The organism is Clostridium sp. (assembly GCF_029258205.1).
Lineage (GTDB): Bacteria > Bacillota > Clostridia > Clostridiales > Clostridiaceae > Sarcina.
On sequence record NZ_JARHZJ010000022.1, the window covers coordinates 1 to 17,772 of the forward strand.

Sequence of the window (17,772 nt, forward strand, 5' to 3'; positions counted from 1 at the left end):
TATTTTTTCATAATCAAAAATATGTATTAAATAAACAATGGTTGAGGTTAAATTAAATGAATTTAAATTATGTATTTTCTATATTTATTTTATATTGCAAAGACTTATTATCAATAAAATTTAGAAAAATATTGATTAGCTTTTTATTTTGTCAATGTATTATTTTAATAACTAGCAAATCTAATTGTAGTAGTAATAGTAAACTAAATATAAAAAGATTTAATCAAAGATATAATCTAATAAAAATGAGAAATAAGAGTAATTTATATGAAAATAATTTAAAAATATCAATTATACATCTAAAAAATTCTACTTATTTAAAAAATATAAATAATAACTTTTTAGAACATAAATCTAATTTTAATATATTAAAATATAATTCTAAAACAAATAAAGTGCCAATTTGTTTTGGTATATTTTCTATAATTGAAATATTTAAAGGGGATATAGAATTTCCTAAACATATTACTTCTATAAACTCAATAAAAAATAGTCTTAAATTGTGTTCGATTTCTTTAATTTTAGATTCAACTAGTAGAAGTTCTGGATTCTTGTTTATAAATGGTTATATAGAAATCGACTTAACATATCCAATACCAGAAAACAAAAAAATACCTCTTATATCTAAGATTAACAACTATATTATAAGAATTCCATTCAATAGCTCAATACATGTTACTTTAAACTCTCCAGTTAAGGGGAATAAACTATATTTTAATGAATCAAATATAGTTTTAAAAAAGAGTAACTTTACTACTGATGTGAAGGCTAGAGATATAGAAGTTATAGAAGACTGTATTTATTTGCATAAAATCTTTCAATTATCCATAATAGTTAATTATTCGATTGAAATTTATGATTTTTTATAATTTAAGATAAAAAAATAGAACATTTTTAAATAAAAGATAATAATATATAACATAAAGTCAATAATTAAAATTTTATGTTATGAGGTGGAAAAAATGAGTTCATGTTGTGAAAAAAATTTCCCTGTATGTGCTGATGATATATCTGTAAATGTTGATAATTTTGATACAACTTCTACTTCTAGTGAAACTAGAGGTTGTTATAAAATTCTTACTAATGTAGCAAATGTCACTATAAATCATCCATTAACTGATTCAATTACAATTCCTGAAGGATTTTATAGTATAAAAGGAATAAATAGAAGGTTAGTTTTAACTCAATGTTATATAGTACCAATTTCAGTAGATTCAGAAACAACAAGTGGTCAACTTTTTGTTGAAGGATATATTTTAAAAAATGTTCAATATGCAACTCCAAGTTCTAATCAAAATCCTTCTGATTGTTGTGATCATTGTGTTGCTATGAGAAATGAATATAAAGATTTAACAGCAAAAATTAACTTTAATTTTTCTGTTCCAATAAATTTGACTGGTGCAAAGATAGTTGATAGTGTAAGTTCAGAAGAAAGAGCTTTATTAAAAGATTGTATGAAACCATGTGATAAGGGTACAATGAGCGAATCTGATTGTGAAAGATTATTCTCTCAATCAGTTGAATTGCAAGAACCTTTCTCTTGTGAATTAAATAGTTATACCATTAATGAAGCTGTTATAAGTAAAACAAACTGTTCTTGTACTAACGAAGAATTATTTGATACTGTAGTAGAAAAATTAAATCTTAATTTAGTAATTTCTATATTCCAACTTCAACTTCTAAGTAAAGATTCAAATGAAAAAAATAGTAATAATTGTTAATAGACCAGTTAATAAATCCTAAATTTTAAAATTTATATTATCCAAGGAGGTGTATCAAAATGATTAAATTTAATCATTTTGATTAAGCCTTCTTTTTTATAGTTGAAAGAAATTTTTAATAGTATAAATAAAAAATTATATGGTAAATAGAAAAAATGTTTAGTTATTCTAAATTATGCTATTAGATTCTTATAAAAAATATCTTTATCTATTTTATATTTTTTAGTTATTTTTTCTTAAATGTATAAATTTTTTTGGATACAGCAATTTAAATTAATAGCATAAGTTTTATATAAGTATTTGTATGCTGTAACGGTTAATAACTATGAAATATTACTTTATTTATATTAGTGTACAAATATTTTAGATAGTATTTATTGTATTAATAAATATAAGTATTATTATTTATGAAATGTGTAAAATAATAAAAATATATTGAAAGTTAAATTAAATTATAGTAAAATTTTAATAAATTAAAATTAAATAGGCAAACTTAAGGAAACTTAAGGACGCAAAGCTATAGGGACTAAGGTAATAACTATGTCAGCCAGTTGCCAAAGAGTACATTATACTTTTTGTTTTAAAGCTTAATCAATTATTAATATTGCTTATATTGTATAAGGAATATTGAATTCATTAAGTATATAAAAGCTACTCTTTTTGAGTAGTTTTTTTGTATGTTTATATTGGAATATAAATCAAATTAAGGTATTAATTTGATTTAAAGTAATAAAATGTATAATTTTTATTTTAAGCACTAACTAAATATATAGATATAAGGAAAGGATGATATTTTTGAAAAAAGCTAGTATAATTTTTTTGATTTTTACTTATGTTACATGTGGAACTATAACATCTATTAAAGCAGAGACTATACAAGATAGTTCAATAAAAGTGAAGAAAGAAAGTCAATTACAAGATAACACATTAAAGTCTACAATAAGTACAGTAAATCCAAGTGATGAAGAAAAAAATATTAAATTTGAAATGAAAAATCCAAGTATGGTAACTTTATATACTTTAAATGATCAAGGAGAGCATGAAAAAGTTTCTGATTTTGATTTTAATTCAATGAAGGAAAAACTAAAAGCTAATCCAGATTCTTATTTGGTTTATGTTGAGTTTAAGAATCAACCTAATATATGGAGTAAAGTTTTAGATGTTGTAGAATTAAATCAGTCAGTTGGATTTAAATTAGATTTGCAAGATTATAAAACTTATATAAATGGAGAAAAACTAGATTATGCTTATGTTAATTATGGCAGTAAATCAGAAAATGGGAATGTGAAGACAGATTATTTAACAAGTAAGGAATTTACTGATAATGATGAGTTTATATCAGTTGACAATTATAATGCTGAAATGAAAATTGCCTATGAAAACTTACGTAAATTAATGCCATTTTATGATTGTTCAATTATCGTAAAAGAAGGAAATAATTTATCAAAAGATAATGAGTTAAATACTCATAAAATTTTATCTGTTTATCCATTAGATGAATCAGGAAAAAGAATTGTTGGAATTAATGAGGAACAAGCAGCTAAAGTCAATAAAATTCATATTAAGTTTGATGAAAACGATTCATCACCTGTAGAATATAATATAAACTATATTAATACAAGAAATAATATTGCATCATATTCTATTCCTCAGTTAAACATACATTATAACTATGATAAGTTTATTGTAAAAACAGAATCTAATCAATTTAATAATATATTAAATACGGCTTTATCACTAGAATATGATAAAGATATTGCTACAAGGGTAAAGGGAAATGATGCTGGTAGTGTAGTTAGTTTATATAAAGATAACTTTAATTCAATTGTAAAGCAAGAGATGAAACAAGTTATATTATCAATGTTTAGCAATCAAGATGAATACCCAATTAATATGGATACACAATTATCAAATAATATTATTAAAAATATGTTATTAGATAATGATTCATTAAAAGATTTTTTATATGTTTATAATTATATAGATAAATGGTATGACTTTGAAATTGCAGATATAAATATTAGAGATGTTGTACTATTTGATAATTCTGTTTTAAAATCAGCAAAAAATCCATCAGGGTTAGTTTCTGAAATTTGTTTAAATACAGATTCAAATGGTCGTAAAGGAAATAATACACCTGTATTATATAAAAGTAGAATTTCTAAATTTACTGGATTTTCTGACATAGCTAGTTTTTTAGAATATTTTATTAGTGAGTATGCTGGATATCGTAATGTAGATGATTGGATTATTGATAATTTTAAAAATGGAATAATTGTAGATGTAAAATCTAAGAATAATAATATTAATTCTACAGTATGGTCTAAAATAAAAAGTAATACATATTTTAGAGATCAACAAATGATTTTACCAGTATTATCATATAAAGCAGATAATTCATTATATATAGCTTCTGCACCAACTTCATTAATTTATGGGAATTTAAGGAATTATGGAAGTGCAGAAGAAGTTTCTAATGAAGCTTGGCGTGAGAAAAAGAAAGATCAATTGCAAGGTATTTGTGAAAATATAAGAAATATATTTGATAATTATACTACTCTTTCTTCTCATGCAACTAAGGCTATTAATGAAAGTAAATTTACAATTATTGATCGTTCAAACAAACTAGATCGTAATCAACCTGTTTTTTCACAGTTTTATAAGCCTTTAGAATGTTTAATAAGTAACCCCCATGGAGCTGCTGTAACTATAAGACGTGGAGGGTATAATGTAGATTATATTTTCTTTAATAATATTTCTATTATAGGTAATGAAAAAGAATTAATTCACGAGTTAGGACATGCTACAGATTATTGGATTTGGTTAGAAGGCAGAGGATTCCGTTCTGGAAGAGGAGGAGAAGATTACAACAATGGATTTGCCAATCAAGCATCTGTTGATTATAATATGAACTTAATGAGAAATTATGATAGATCAAGTGATGTACTTTCAAATTTAACTCCAGAACGTATTAATACACAAGAAAAATTTAAGAGTTATTACAAAGAAGTTTTTGATACATTATATATTCTTGACTATCTTCAAGGAAAAGCCTTTTTAGAGTTGACACCTAGTCAACAAGCTAAGATTGTCTTAAAACACTCATATATAGGAAATTCTTCTACAAGTACATGGAGTAGAGTTAGTGAACAGGATTTACAAAATATGAATTTAAAAACTCTAGATGATTTATGGAATAATCAGTTAACTATTCGTCCAGGGCATAGATATGATCTTTCATCTCAAAATAAAGTTGGTGTTAATGATTTTGGAGCATATCAGTTAGATCGTGTACGTTATACAACATGGTATATTCCATATAATGACAATGGTTCGCCGAATGCTCAAATCTTTAGACGAAATGCATTTGAGTTGGGAGGATACTTTGGATATACAGATGGAACAACAGAATACTTAAGTAATGTGGCTAATAGTGGAGATTTAGCATTTTATAGAAAGAAGTTTAATGATCCAAATTTAACATTTGAATCATATCGCAAAAATAAAAATAAAGAAATTGAATCTTTAATAAAAGACATGAATCAAATGACAAATAGCTATTTTGATGAAAAAGCATTAATTGAATATTTTAAAAAGTCAATGATTAATCCAGGAAATTCAATTGATAGTGGAGCTTCAAATGGAAACAATTCCTTAAATAATATTAAAGATGCACGTGAAAATATATTCCGTTATTTACAACGTATAACAAATGAGTTTAGTCAATCTGTATCAGGGGATGATTCAACAAGAACTATCACACATATAAAAACAGGACAAGACCTAATTGCTAAAATTAAAGAAAATCCAAATGGATTTTATGTTTTGGATAATGATATTTCATTAGAAGGAATTGATGTAACTGACTTTTATATTAATCAAACATTTATTGGAAAGATAGAAGGAAATAATCATAAGATAAGTGGAGCTAAAGCACCACTATTTAAAAATATTAGAAATTCTTATGTATCTGATTTAACTATTGTGAATCAAGAAGGACAAGCAAATGATAATTTATTAGCAAGTAGCATTGCAACAACAATTAGAATAAATAAATAGAGAAAATATCATTCAAAAAAGAAGATGTAATCAAAATGATTAATTTAATAATTTTGATACATCTTCTTTGTTTATTAATTTTTATTTATTAATTCTTTTAATAAATTACCATGTTTTATTTCATCTTTAGCTATTTCTTTAAATCTAGGGAATTCTTCTCCAAGCTTTTCATATACTGGACCACCATTAATTTCAGCATTTATAAGCATTTCAAAAACTTTTTCTTTACCTAAATTTTTATAAGCAGCTTCTATTTCTTCAGATGATTTTTTGCAAGGTTTTAAAATTTCTTTTGAATATTCTCTTATTATTGAGGCATGTCTTCCTTCATCTGCGGCTATGCTTAATAAAATATTTTTTTCTCCTTCAGAGCTAGCAAGTTCAGCAAGTTTTTTATAAACAAGAACTGCATCTAATTCTCCTTGTTGTAATTTTAATAACATTTCATTTCCGTTTTGTTTCATAATAAAATCCTCCTAAATAATTTAATTTATTAATTTTTATAAATTTAATTTTATACAATTTAATTGGTTAAACTTATTTTAAACTTTTTATAATTATATGTCAAATAATTTTTTTAGAAATAAGTACAATTATAGAGATTTCTAAATAATATATATTAAAGCAAATAATAAATATTTAATTAAGTTTCAGGAGAATGATTTTATGGAGAATATAATAAGTTATGTAAATTCTTTGGGAGTAGCTTTACAAAATTTATTCATTTGGATATTTGGTGATTTAGATACTCCACTAATCACTTTATTAGTATTTATTTTTTTAGACTATTTAACTGGAGTAATTAATGGATGTAAAAATAAAAAATTCTGTTTAAGGATAGCATTAAAAGGAATAATTAAGAAATGTCTTATATTAGTAGTTCTTTTAGTTGGTGTTATGCTAGATAGATTGATAAGTGATGGAACTTGGATGTTTAAAGGGTTAATAAGTTATTTCTATATAATAAAAGAGGGAACAAGTATATTAACAAACTGTGCATCTTTAGGAGTGCCTATACCAGAAAAGTTGAAAGAAGCTTTAAAGCAGTTAGATAATAAAAAAAAATCAAATAAGTTATTTTTATAAGCTGTATAAAATTTTAAATATAAAACTTGTAAATAGATTTAGATAATTATTAAAATCACTAACGATTTATTAATATTTTCTATTTATAATAATTGTAAGTTTTATCTATGGTTTGTTTTATACAGCTTAGTTTTATACTTATTTACCAGTTAGTCTGCTTTCAAATTTTTTTAAGGAATCATTATTACTAACATAAATTCTATCCATGTTGAAATTATTATCTTTTCTGTCAGCAAAGTTTCCATTTAAATTAAAACCTAATTTATACCCAGCTTTTTCAGTTGCTACTCTAGTGCTAGAATTGTATCTTCCAAAAGGATAAGAAATAAAATCTACTGGCTTTCCTATTATTTTTTCTAAATTTACTTTAGAATTTTTTAGAGTTTCAATTTGATTAGCTTCATCTAATATAGATAAGTCATCATGTTTAAAAGTGTGGCTTTCTATTTCTATGCCGTTATTAGACATCTCTTTTAACTGATCAGCAGTCATAAAATCAGGTGCTCCAACATAATTTGAAATTACAAATATTGTAGCAGGAAATTTGAATTCTTTTAGCAAAGGATAAGCATATTTATAGTTACCTGTATATCCATCATCAAAAGTTATAACAACAGGCTTTTTAGGAATAGGCTTATTATTCCTTAGATAATCGTAAAACTCATCTAAAGTTATAGGAGTATAATTATTATCCTTTAAATATTGAAGTTGCTCTTTGAATTTTTCAGGATTTATTAAAAGATCATTATTATCAGGGTTATTTGGTGTTACATCATGGTAACATAAAACAGGAATATTCATATCTTCAGAAGTAGTTTCTATTCCTTCAAATCTATTTTTAGAACTTTCAACATTTGAATCATTATTTGATTCTTTAGTATTTTCCTTATTGCTAGAAGTAGATTCTTTTTTTGTGTTATTTTCTAAATTAGCTTTTTCACTTTCTACATTGCTTTTGTTAAATTTTTTGTCACAAGCTATAAAAGATGAGCTTATGATTAAGGCAGAAGCTAAAGCTATTAAAAATCCTTTGTGTTTTATTTTTATCATCTCTTAAATCTCCTTACTACTAAATTATGTTTATAATAATTTAGTATAACATAAAAAATTTGAAATTTAGGCTATTTTATTATTGCCATAATTTTTAGAATTTATTTAAACAATTGTATAAATATAATTTTTATAAATTTAAGATTTGCTTCTAGATTTAAATTTCATTATTAAAAATAATATTATTAAAAATAATAATATTATAAATAATATTATTAGTGTTATTAGAAGATTAATATTTATATGATTAAATGTTTCTGTAGTTTTTTTAATATTATTTTCGATTTGATTTTTATCATTTAAATTTTTATCATCTAAATTTTTATCATTTGAATTTAATGTAGTTCTTTCTCCTCTTACTAATAAACGCTCTGTATTTACTCCATAAGGATAACAAGTTAATAATGTAACATAATCTTTTCCATCAACTATTTTTAAATCATTAATTTGATCTGGAGATACTATTTTAATTTGATTTACTTTATATTCAAGATTATTTTTGAAAATATGTAAAGTGAACACATCACCTTTTTTTAATTTGTCTATGTCTGTAAATAATTTTTGTGTTGTTAAACCAGTGTGAGCAGCCAAAACAGAATGAGTATTTTCACCACCAATTGGGAAAGATGTTCCTTCTAACATTCCAACTCCTTTTTTTAAATCATCAGATGAAGTTCCAAAATATACAGGTAAGTTTATATTTATGCTAGGAATTTCTATATATCCTAAAAGACTTCCATTTTTAATATTTAAGCTTGAAGGTAATTTATTAGGAGCAGTTCCATTAAATAAATCATTATTATATTTATTTAATTTTTGCGTTAAATCATCAATCTCATCATTACTAATAGAATTTATTTTTTTATTGTATTCAGAAATTGTAGAAACAGCAAATTTATTATTTATATAGTTAGAAAGTATGGGATAGATTAAAAATCCTAAGGCAACTAATGTAATTAAAATTAAAGTGAAAAAATATAATTTTTTTAGTTTTTTCAAATAATTATTCATAGCAATAAAATTACTATGAAATTCACCTCCTTTTTTTATATTAACTTTGTTTTAGTAACTAACATCCATTTTAAACAGAGATTTATACGTATATTTCAGGTATTAAAAATATAAAATAAATATTTATTCATAAAAAAAACTTCTTTTAAGTAAAAAATTATATATAATTAATTTTACTTTAAAAAAGAAGTTTTTAGTAGTTATTTAATTATATAATTTTTGAATAGTTCACTTTGTAGAGCAAGTATAATATATTTTAGTTTTTAGAAGCTTTTTTATTTTCTAATTTTAAATATAATAATCCTAACATACCTAAAACACAAACTAAACTTAATAAAGTGATGGCTATTTTTACAAATCCTATTGTTCCAACTCCTCCAGTTCTTGGAATTGAGAATCCAGCATGGTTTGTAATTTGAACAGTAAATAAATCATTTCCATTAGTTTCATAAGGATTATTCAGTATATATCCAGCTTTATTATTATTAGATATATTTATAATTGCTGAACCAGTATAATTACCAGTAGAGTCTTTTTTAGGTGTAATTGTTACTTCGATTGGATCTTTTAGTAAACTGTATCCTTTTGGAGAGCTTAACTCTTTAATGTAATAAGTTCCTTCTTTTAATCCTTTAAATGAAGCTATACCATTTGAATCAGTTATTACATTTTTTTTAGAAGGAGTTAATGCAAACTCAGCACCTTGTAAAGTTTTATTAGTATCATCTGAATCAACTTTTTTTATTGCAAATCCCCAAGTGTAAGTAGTAACATGGTCTTTTAAATGTTTATAACTATCTTTAACATAAGGGTTGTTTGTATATTCTAAGTCAATATCGTTAGGGTTACCACCATTATCTTTTGTACTAATTAAAGCATTTTCATTTAAAGTAGCTTGATAGTGTAAAGTTAAGCCTTTAGTAGCATATTCTTTTATATTATCATATTTAAATTCTATAGTTATAATAGTTTTTCCAGTAGAATCTTTTGTTGTTGATACATTATAATCAGTACCATTTACAAAAGTTTTATCACCAGAAGTAATATTAAATCCAGTATTTTCATCATATGTTAAGCCTTTACTCATAGTATCTGTAAATATGTATTTTATACCTGTTGCATTTGATTGATATGCTGGTATAACTGAATTAACTTCATATTTTATAACATCCCCAATATTTGCTGAAGAAGTTTTAACTTTTTTACCATTTTCAATTATATTTTTTTCTAAAGTTGGCTTATTATCTTTAGGATTAATAGTTAGATTGTAATTCCAAGTTTTATTTAAAACTTGTGGTACTGATACTAGTATAGGAGTAGAAGCAACCATAGCGTCAGAAGAATCTTTTGATGTTTCAGTTACTAAATAATATCCTAAGTTAACAGTTGTTTTTTGTCCATTTAACAAAGATATACCTTTTATGGAATTATCAAGAACATATTTATGTATATTAGTAGCTAAATCTTTTACTTGATCTGTTGTTAATTTTTGTAGATTATCCACAGTATAAACAGAAGTTGTATCTTTTGAATTCATAGTATAATTGGGATTATTGAAAAACTTTTTAAATTCATTTGTTGGCGTATATTCATAAGCATCTCCACTTTGAGTTGCACTTAATACTTCATAGGCAGTAAAAGTAGATCCATTTTTATTTATTGTTACACTTCCTTCAGTTGGATGGTTTTCACCAAGAGTTGGCGTTGTTGCAAATACTGGTATTGATAATGCCATAAAAATAAATAAGCATGACATAAAAATACTAAATTTAAAAATTCTATTATTCATTTCATTAATTCTCCTTATTTCTTATAATTAATTTATTACTAGCTAGTAAAATTACTGTAATTACTAATAATAAATTTCCTATTAAGTAAAATTTAAAAGTTCCACTAGCACCAGTTTCAGGCAATATTATTCTAGGCATGTCCTTTACTGTAATACTATATGAATTTGTTTTTGTATTCTTAATTAAAGGTAATACTTGTCCTTCTTTACCTACTTTATAAAAGCTTTCTTTAGATGTTAAAGTTATATAAATATCAGGACTTAATTTATATCCATTAGGTGATTTGATTTCTTTTAGTATGTAATTGCCATAAGGTAAGTTATTAATTGAAAAATAAGAATCTTCACCAATAGGTTTTAGACATATAGTTCCGTTATTATTTATTTCATAATTATTTTTATTTTGTTTAGAAATAAATTTTAAAGCATTTTCAGAATCATCTTGTTTTACTAATTTAAATTCAGCACCTAAAAGAGGAATATTATTTTCATTAACTTTTTTAATCATTAAATCGCATTGAGGTGGAAGCGATTCATCTTCAAAAATAACAGTAACTACCTTACTACTATCATTTACTAAAAAATACTTTGGATTTTTATTTAATTTATATCCATTTGGAGGTGTTTTTTCAATTAACTTATAATGGCCATAAGGTAATTCTAAGCTTATTGGTTTATTTGAAATTGTTGTAATTTCGTCTATTTGCTTTCCGTACACATCAATTACAGGTTTATTATCATAAGTAGTTAGCTTAAATACTGCTCCAGAAAGTATTCGTTCATCTTTATCTCCAGCAGCAATCTTTTTTATACTTACTTCTGGTGTTTTTTTAGTAATAACCTCGTTAGTAGGAATTTCATTTACATAAGCTATATTTGAAACAGATTCACCTGGTTTAATATTTTTCATGCTAGCATCTATTGTTATATATGCATCTTCACCTTTTTGAATATCATTTTTATCATTTACAATATTAATTTCATTAGTTGTTTTATCATACTTTATTGAAAAATGACCTGTTTGTGATATTTTAATATCTGATAGCCTAGGGTCTAATGGATCTCTAATGTGCATACTTCCTTTAGCAAAGTATCCATCTGAATCAAATTTTATTTTGTATTGTATATTTTGATCTCCATTATTATTAATAACTGTTTTACTTACACTTTTAATTACATCTATAGCTCCAGATTTTGAACTAGGTTTTGCTGTGTAATCAGTATCATATTTAGAATTGTTGTAATAAAAATGAGCTGAGTTAGTGTACTTAGCTTCTGTAGATACAATTTTTGTAGAATATCTTAAGGAATACTGTTCATAATTTATCATTCCAAAATCTATCTTTATAGAATTTTTAGTAGCTTTTATTTTTCCAGAATCAAAGAATTCTTTAGTTACATCAGTTCTTTGATCATAATAATCAATTTTTGTTAAATGTATGCTGTCAATTAAAAGCTCCATTCCTTTGGGAATATTATCAAGAAAAATAGAGTTTTTAAGGTCAGGCCTTTTATCTCTATTTATTTCGACATAGTATTTTATATTATCCTTCATATTAGATATTATTCCTAAGCCACTTGAATCACGAGATAAGAATGCACCTTTATACATAATAGGAGAGGTTTGAGATGTATCTCCACTTCGTTCTTTACCACTAACATAAATAGTTTTAGTTGTATCATATAAATTTATAGTTATTGGATATTCTTTGTTTTTTATATTGCTATTTCCAGTTAGAGAAATAACAATATATCCTTGTAATCTTGTTTTATCTCCAATATTATTTTTGAAAGTTAAAGTTAATAAGTTCCCATTAACTACACAATCAGAAAAATGTTTTTTGGGATAATCTGGAGTTATATCTTTAAATATATCTGGTAATTGTATTGTTATAGTATCTCCAGCATGTAACTTGTTTTTATCTATAATTTGATAATCTATTCTCAAGGTATTAGTAATACCATCCATAACGGTTGTATTTTCAGAATTATCAAAAGTTACACTAGTAAGTTTAACAGCACCATTGGCTTGTTCTGAAGATTGAGAGGCACATAAAACATTTTTCACAGGTGTTATTATATTTATTAAAATTGAAATAATAACTATTAAAAGTATTGAAAATCTGTATGTTTTTATATTTTTAATCTTAACACACCTCCATTAATTTCATAGTATTGTAATAATTAAATAAAAAAACCGACTAATTTTATAAGAATTCTTATAAAAAATAGTCGGTTGCATCACTAACTCAATATATTCAAGATGCCCAAATACAGAATATATATCAATGTTTACTATGGATTTATTATTTTTTTGTTGTTTGTTTTAATGTTTTTAATAAAATTTTAACAATTGAATTGCCTTAAATATACTATAATATAATTTTTTTTTTGTCAATACAAAAAATATAGATATAAAGAAAATGAATAACTATATAATTGATTTTATTTATATAAATATTAAATTATAATTTGGTTTTTAATAAAATTAATTATTGATTTATTTGGGATAAATAAATTATTGGAATAGCTAAAAAAAGAAATATTTAACTAATAATTAGTAATTATTCTATTTACATAACTGGTGAGTAGTTCACAATAAAGAAGAATTAAAAAATGATAAAAATAAATCCTATGAAATACTATTTCATAGGATTTATTTTTATGGTGCTATGTTTTACTGGAAGATAGTGTTTGTTAAAGATAATTGGAAATTCTGAATTGGAATATATAGATTCATCAATTAAATAAAATTGTGTTTCATCTTTAATAGGGTGGCTTTTAGTTACAAAGTTACCAGAGGTAGTAAACTTAATAGTACTTTTTATTTTTGAACATTCTTTATAGCATTCTTTTTCAACAAATTTCAATAAATTAGTTTTATCTGATAAATCTATATTAAATTTTGAAATTGCTTCAATAGATATTATTGTGTAAGAATAAGCTAGAGCTAAATTATCATTTAAATACCATCTATCAATACAAACAGTTGCCACAGAACTATTTCCTAATATCTTTTTATAATAATCTGATGGTGGGTCTATTTTAAAGTCTAATTCAATATTATTCGTTTTTACATCTAAACACTTATATACAGGGTGTCCTATTTTTTCTAAACCTGTTGTATCAGTTTTAGTTTCTTTAATTATATAATTTCCTTTACCCCTAATGTTTTTTATTAATCCATCATCTTGAAGTAAAGCTAAAGCTTGTCTAAGTGTGCTTCTGCTAACACCTAATCTTTTTGCAAGTTCAGGTTCAGAAGGAAGCCTACTATTTTCAGGAAAGGTTCCTTCATTGATCATTTTAAAAAGTTTGTCGTATACGTTAACATACAATAGTTCTTTAGTCTTATTTACAGTTAATAGTTCCATTTGTAATCACCTTTCTAAAAATAAACAAGTTACAAACAAGTTGTACTAGGACAAAGTATTATTTACTTAAATTATAAAAGATTTTATGTTAATAACCAATAAATAATTTTAAAAAAAATCTGTAAACGTTTGATAATTTCTAAAAATTGTAGTATTATATAAATATAAAATAGACAACTAAGTAGACAAGTTTAAAATTGTTATAAGAAAACAAGTTATTAGGAGGAAATATAAATGATTTATACACAAGGTTCAGAAAAACAGTTTCATATAGACGTAGCACCAGGAGAAGTTGGAAGATATGTAATAATGCCTGGAGATCCAAAAAGATGTGCTAAAATAGCAAAATATTTAGATGATGCTAAGTTAGTGGCTGACAAAAGAGAATATGTTACATATACTGGATATTTAGATGGAGAAAAAGTAAGCGTTACTTCAACTGGTATTGGTGGTCCATCAGCTGCAATAGCATTAGAAGAATTAGTTAAATGTGGAGCAGATACTTTCATCAGAGTAGGAACTTGCGGTGGAATAGATTTAAACGTTAAAGGTGGAGATCTTATAATAGCAACTGGATCTATAAGAGCAGAAGGTACTTCAAGAGAATATGCTCCAATAGAATTCCCAGCAGTAGCAAATTTAGATGTAATAAATGCTTTAGTTAAAGGAGCAAAAGAATTAAAAGTTCCTTATCATACAGGTGTAGTTCAATCAAAAGACTCTTTTTATGGACAACACTCACCAGAAAATAAACCTGTAAGCTATGATTTATTAAATAAATGGGAAGCATGGAAAAGATGTGGATGTTTAGGATCAGAAATGGAAGGAGCAGCATTATTTATAGTAGGAAGCTATTTAAGAGTAAGAGTTGGAGCTGTTTTCCTAACTATAGCTAACCAAGAAAGACAAAAAGAAGGTCTTGATAATCCTCAAGTACACGATACAGAGGTTGCAATAAAAGCAGGAATAGAAGGAATAAGAAACTTAATTAAAGAAGATAAAATGAAAAATAATGCATAGTAGATTAAGCTACCTATAAATTTTAGTTAAATTCATCTAATAGATTAGTAATTCTTAGTAAAATCTTTTGGATTTAGCTTTAGAATTACTAACTATTAGTAAAAATGAAACTTAATATATAAGATGAAATTTTAAAAATTATAATATATACGGAAATACACTTAGGGGGTTAATAATGAGTAAATATAAAAGAATTTTTACAATAGTAATAGATTCATTAGGAATAGGTGCAATGAATGATTCAGAAAAATACGGAGATGTTAATGTTGATACATTAGGACATATTGCTGAATCAGTAAATACATTTAATATACCTAATCTTCAAAAAATGGGTATAGCAAACTTACATCCAATAAAACATGTAGCTCCAGTTAAGGATCCTATAGGATATCAAGCTAAAATGGCTGAAGCAAGTGTTGGTAAAGATACAATGACAGGACACTGGGAAATGATGGGCTTACACATAACTAAGCCATTTAAAACTTTCACAGATACTGGATTCCCACAAGAATTATTAGATGAGTTAGAAGAAAAAACTGGTCATAAAATAGTAGGAAACAAGAGTGCTAGTGGAACAGAAATCCTAGATGAATTAGGAGAACATCAAATTGATACTGGAGATATGATAGTTTATACATCAGCAGATTCAGTTTTACAAATTTGTGGTCAAGAAGAAACTTTTGGATTAGAAGAATTATATAGATGTTGTGAAATAGCAAGAGAATTAACTCTTAAAGATGAATGGAAAGTTGGAAGAATTATAGCAAGACCTTACTTAGGAACTAAAAAAGGTGAATTCAAGAGAACAAGTAATAGACATGACTATGCTCTTAAACCATACGGAAGAACAGTTCTTAATGAATTAAAAGATAACAACTTTGATGTTATTTCAGTTGGTAAAATAAAAGATATATTTGATGGAGAAGGAATAACTGAAGGAAATAAATCTAAGAGTTCAGTTCATGGTATGGAGCAAACATTAGAAATAATGGATAGAGACTTTACAGGATTCTGCTTTGTTAACTTAGTTGATTTTGATGCTTTATGGGGACATAGAAGAAATCCACAAGGTTATGCAGAGGAATTAGAAAAGTTTGATGTTAACTTAGGAAAAGTATTAGAAAAGTTAAATGAAGATGATTTATTAATAATAACAGCTGACCATGGTAATGACCCAACATATACTGGAACAGACCACACTCGTGAGTATGTACCATTTTTAGCTTATTCACCATCAATGAAAGGTCATGGACAATTAGAAACTCCAAAAACATTTGCAACTATTGGAGCAACAATCGCTGATAACTTTGGATTAAAAATGCCAGAAGGAACAATTGGTGAATCAGTTTTAAATAAATTAGTTTAATAATTATAAAAATATATTTAGGAGTGTATCAAAAGTTATTTTGATACACTCATTTTTTATAAATATAAGAAGTCTAAAAAAGATTTTGGTGAATTTTGAAGATTGATTAATAATTCAAGAACTCAAAAATTACCAAAGTCTTTTAATTTTTGGATAGTTTTGATATGTAAGTAGTTTACATAAATTTAAATAAATATATTTAAAGACTTAAGTTGTTATTTATGATAGAATAATAATATTTTATAAGATTATAAGTATATAAAATTTTATAGTTATTAAAAAAGTAATAAAGGGACAAATTAAATAAGAATTAATAAGATAAATATAAAAATATTATTATGAAATTAATTAAGAGTATAGGTGTTATGATATGGATATTTTATTAGGTGCATTAGGTATAACTTTAATAACAGCATTTTTTTATTATGAAAATAACGTAATAAGTACGACTAAGTATGAAGTTAATTGTGGAATTGGAAAAGATATAAATGTGGTTCATTTATCAGATCTTCATGGAAAAGAGTATGGGAAAAACAATAAAAAACTTAAGAGATTGATCTTAAAAGAGAAGCCAGACTTAGTTGTTGCCACTGGAGATATGATAGATTCAAGTCTTAAAAATATGGATGGTGTAATAAATTTTTTAAGCGACTTAAATAGGAGTGTTAAAGTTGTGTTTATCTCAGGAAACAATGAGCAGAGATGTAAAAAATCTGAGTTTATATTTGAAAGTTTAAAGTCAAAGGGAGTTATAGTTTTAAAAAATGAAATTATAACTTTAAGTTTAAATGGAATTAAAGTCAATATTTTAGGTATGTTTGAAATGCCAAAGGGAGATTTACATTATTCACTTAAAAAAATTAATGGGAACTATGTATGTAAGGATGCTCATAAACTTTTTAAAAGATTAGAAAGTTTAGATGGGTTAAAAATTATTTTAAGTCATTACCCAGAAAATTTTGAAGCTGAATATTCAAAATATAACTTTAATATAATGTTTTCTGGTCATGCACATGGAGGGCAATTTAGAATTCCTATAGTAAAAAGAGGATTATTTGCACCTGGACAAGGGATTTTTCCTAAATATACTGAAGGGATACATGGAAATAAAAATAAACTTATTATTAGTAGAGGCCTTGCAAATACCACTAAAATAACAAGATTATTTAATAGACCTGAAATAGTTAAGGTTAAAATTGAATAATAGATAATTTTAAATAGTCACTATATCTATCTAAACTATGATGATTTCTTTTAAATAATATATTAAAATTTATTATATATTATGAAAATAAA

13 protein-coding genes and 2 riboswitches are annotated in these 17,772 nt (G+C 24.7%); of the genes, 7 read left to right on the forward strand and 6 right to left on the reverse strand.

Annotated elements, in window-relative coordinates:
* Positions 1-56 precede the first annotated feature (56 nt).
* From Q1J60_RS02475 to Q1J60_RS02485, 3 genes are all read left to right on the forward strand, one after another.
* Positions 57-869, forward strand: coding sequence for a hypothetical protein (locus Q1J60_RS02475; RefSeq protein ID WP_300258027.1), 813 nt, complete (start codon positions 57-59; stop codon positions 867-869).
* Between the two features lie 93 nt (positions 870-962).
* Positions 963-1,721: a DUF7852 domain-containing protein gene (locus Q1J60_RS02480; RefSeq protein WP_300258029.1), complete on the forward strand. Its 759-nt coding sequence runs from the start codon at positions 963-965 to the stop codon at positions 1,719-1,721.
* 476 nt (positions 1,722-2,197) lie between these two features.
* Positions 2,198-2,280: riboswitch (cyclic di-GMP riboswitch) on the forward strand.
* Between the two features lie 236 nt (positions 2,281-2,516).
* Positions 2,517-5,780, forward strand: coding sequence for a ZmpA/ZmpB/ZmpC family metallo-endopeptidase (locus Q1J60_RS02485; RefSeq protein WP_300258032.1), 3,264 nt, complete (start codon positions 2,517-2,519; stop codon positions 5,778-5,780).
* 74 nt (positions 5,781-5,854) lie between these two features.
* On the opposite strand, the gene Q1J60_RS02490 is transcribed toward Q1J60_RS02485, so the two are convergent.
* Entirely contained in the window at positions 5,855-6,244 is a 390-nt protein-coding gene (locus Q1J60_RS02490) for a ferritin family protein (protein WP_300258035.1), read from the reverse strand.
* 202 nt (positions 6,245-6,446) lie between these two features.
* On the opposite strand from Q1J60_RS02490, the gene Q1J60_RS02495 reads away from it, so the two are divergent.
* The gene (locus Q1J60_RS02495; protein ID WP_300258038.1) at positions 6,447-6,866 is read left to right on the forward strand and encodes a phage holin family protein; all 420 of its coding nucleotides are present in this window, start codon (positions 6,447-6,449) and stop codon (positions 6,864-6,866) included.
* 138 nt (positions 6,867-7,004) lie between these two features.
* On the opposite strand, the gene Q1J60_RS02500 is transcribed toward Q1J60_RS02495, so the two are convergent.
* From Q1J60_RS02500 to Q1J60_RS02520, 5 genes are all read right to left on the reverse strand, one after another.
* Complete coding sequence (locus tag Q1J60_RS02500) at positions 7,005-7,916, reverse strand: polysaccharide deacetylase family protein (protein WP_300258041.1); 912 nt, start codon at positions 7,914-7,916, stop codon at positions 7,005-7,007.
* A gap of 138 nt (positions 7,917-8,054) precedes the next feature.
* Positions 8,055-8,915 (reverse strand): class C sortase, encoded by an 861-nt coding sequence (locus Q1J60_RS02505; protein WP_300258044.1) that lies wholly within the window; start codon positions 8,913-8,915, stop codon positions 8,055-8,057.
* Between the two features lie 268 nt (positions 8,916-9,183).
* Positions 9,184-10,716, reverse strand: coding sequence for a SpaH/EbpB family LPXTG-anchored major pilin (locus Q1J60_RS02510; RefSeq protein WP_300258047.1), 1,533 nt, complete (start codon positions 10,714-10,716; stop codon positions 9,184-9,186).
* Positions 10,717-10,720: 4 nt separating this feature from the next.
* Positions 10,721-12,784, reverse strand: coding sequence for an MSCRAMM family protein (locus Q1J60_RS02515; protein WP_300258050.1), 2,064 nt, complete (start codon positions 12,782-12,784; stop codon positions 10,721-10,723).
* A gap of 154 nt (positions 12,785-12,938) precedes the next feature.
* Positions 12,939-13,022, reverse strand: a riboswitch (cyclic di-GMP riboswitch).
* Between the two features lie 336 nt (positions 13,023-13,358).
* Positions 13,359-14,090: a GntR family transcriptional regulator gene (locus Q1J60_RS02520; protein WP_300258051.1), complete on the reverse strand. Its 732-nt coding sequence runs from the start codon at positions 14,088-14,090 to the stop codon at positions 13,359-13,361.
* Between the two features lie 234 nt (positions 14,091-14,324).
* On the opposite strand from Q1J60_RS02520, the gene udp reads away from it, so the two are divergent.
* From udp to Q1J60_RS02535, 3 genes are all read left to right on the forward strand, one after another.
* A complete protein-coding gene (udp, locus tag Q1J60_RS02525; RefSeq protein WP_300258054.1) occupies positions 14,325-15,110 on the forward strand; it encodes a uridine phosphorylase in 786 nt (261 codons plus the stop codon).
* Between the two features lie 175 nt (positions 15,111-15,285).
* Complete coding sequence (locus tag Q1J60_RS02530; RefSeq protein WP_300258056.1) at positions 15,286-16,476, forward strand: phosphopentomutase; 1,191 nt, start codon at positions 15,286-15,288, stop codon at positions 16,474-16,476.
* A 370-nt stretch (positions 16,477-16,846) separates the two neighbouring features.
* Positions 16,847-17,680, forward strand: a complete 834-nt coding sequence (locus Q1J60_RS02535; RefSeq protein ID WP_300258059.1) for a metallophosphoesterase — start codon at positions 16,847-16,849, stop codon at positions 17,678-17,680.
* Positions 17,681-17,772: the final 92 nt, after the last annotated feature.

Bases quoted from the DNA above. Each gene is read 5' to 3' on its own strand.
- Q1J60_RS02475 (WP_300258027.1), top strand. From the start codon at position 57: ATGAATTTAAATTATGTATTTTCTATATTTATTTTATATTGCAAAGAC.
- Q1J60_RS02480 (WP_300258029.1), top strand. From the start codon at position 963: ATGAGTTCATGTTGTGAAAAAAATTTCCCTGTATGTGCTGATGATATA.
- Q1J60_RS02490 (WP_300258035.1), bottom strand. From the start codon at position 6,244: ATGAAACAAAACGGAAATGAAATGTTATTAAAATTACAACAAGGAGAA.
- Q1J60_RS02495 (WP_300258038.1), top strand. From the start codon at position 6,447: ATGGAGAATATAATAAGTTATGTAAATTCTTTGGGAGTAGCTTTACAA.
- Q1J60_RS02500 (WP_300258041.1), bottom strand. From the start codon at position 7,916: ATGATAAAAATAAAACACAAAGGATTTTTAATAGCTTTAGCTTCTGCC.
- Q1J60_RS02510 (WP_300258047.1), bottom strand. From the start codon at position 10,716: ATGAATAATAGAATTTTTAAATTTAGTATTTTTATGTCATGCTTATTT.
- Q1J60_RS02520 (WP_300258051.1), bottom strand. From the start codon at position 14,090: ATGGAACTATTAACTGTAAATAAGACTAAAGAACTATTGTATGTTAAC.
- udp (WP_300258054.1), top strand. From the start codon at position 14,325: ATGATTTATACACAAGGTTCAGAAAAACAGTTTCATATAGACGTAGCA.
- Q1J60_RS02530 (WP_300258056.1), top strand. From the start codon at position 15,286: ATGAGTAAATATAAAAGAATTTTTACAATAGTAATAGATTCATTAGGA.
- Q1J60_RS02535 (WP_300258059.1), top strand. From the start codon at position 16,847: ATGGATATTTTATTAGGTGCATTAGGTATAACTTTAATAACAGCATTT.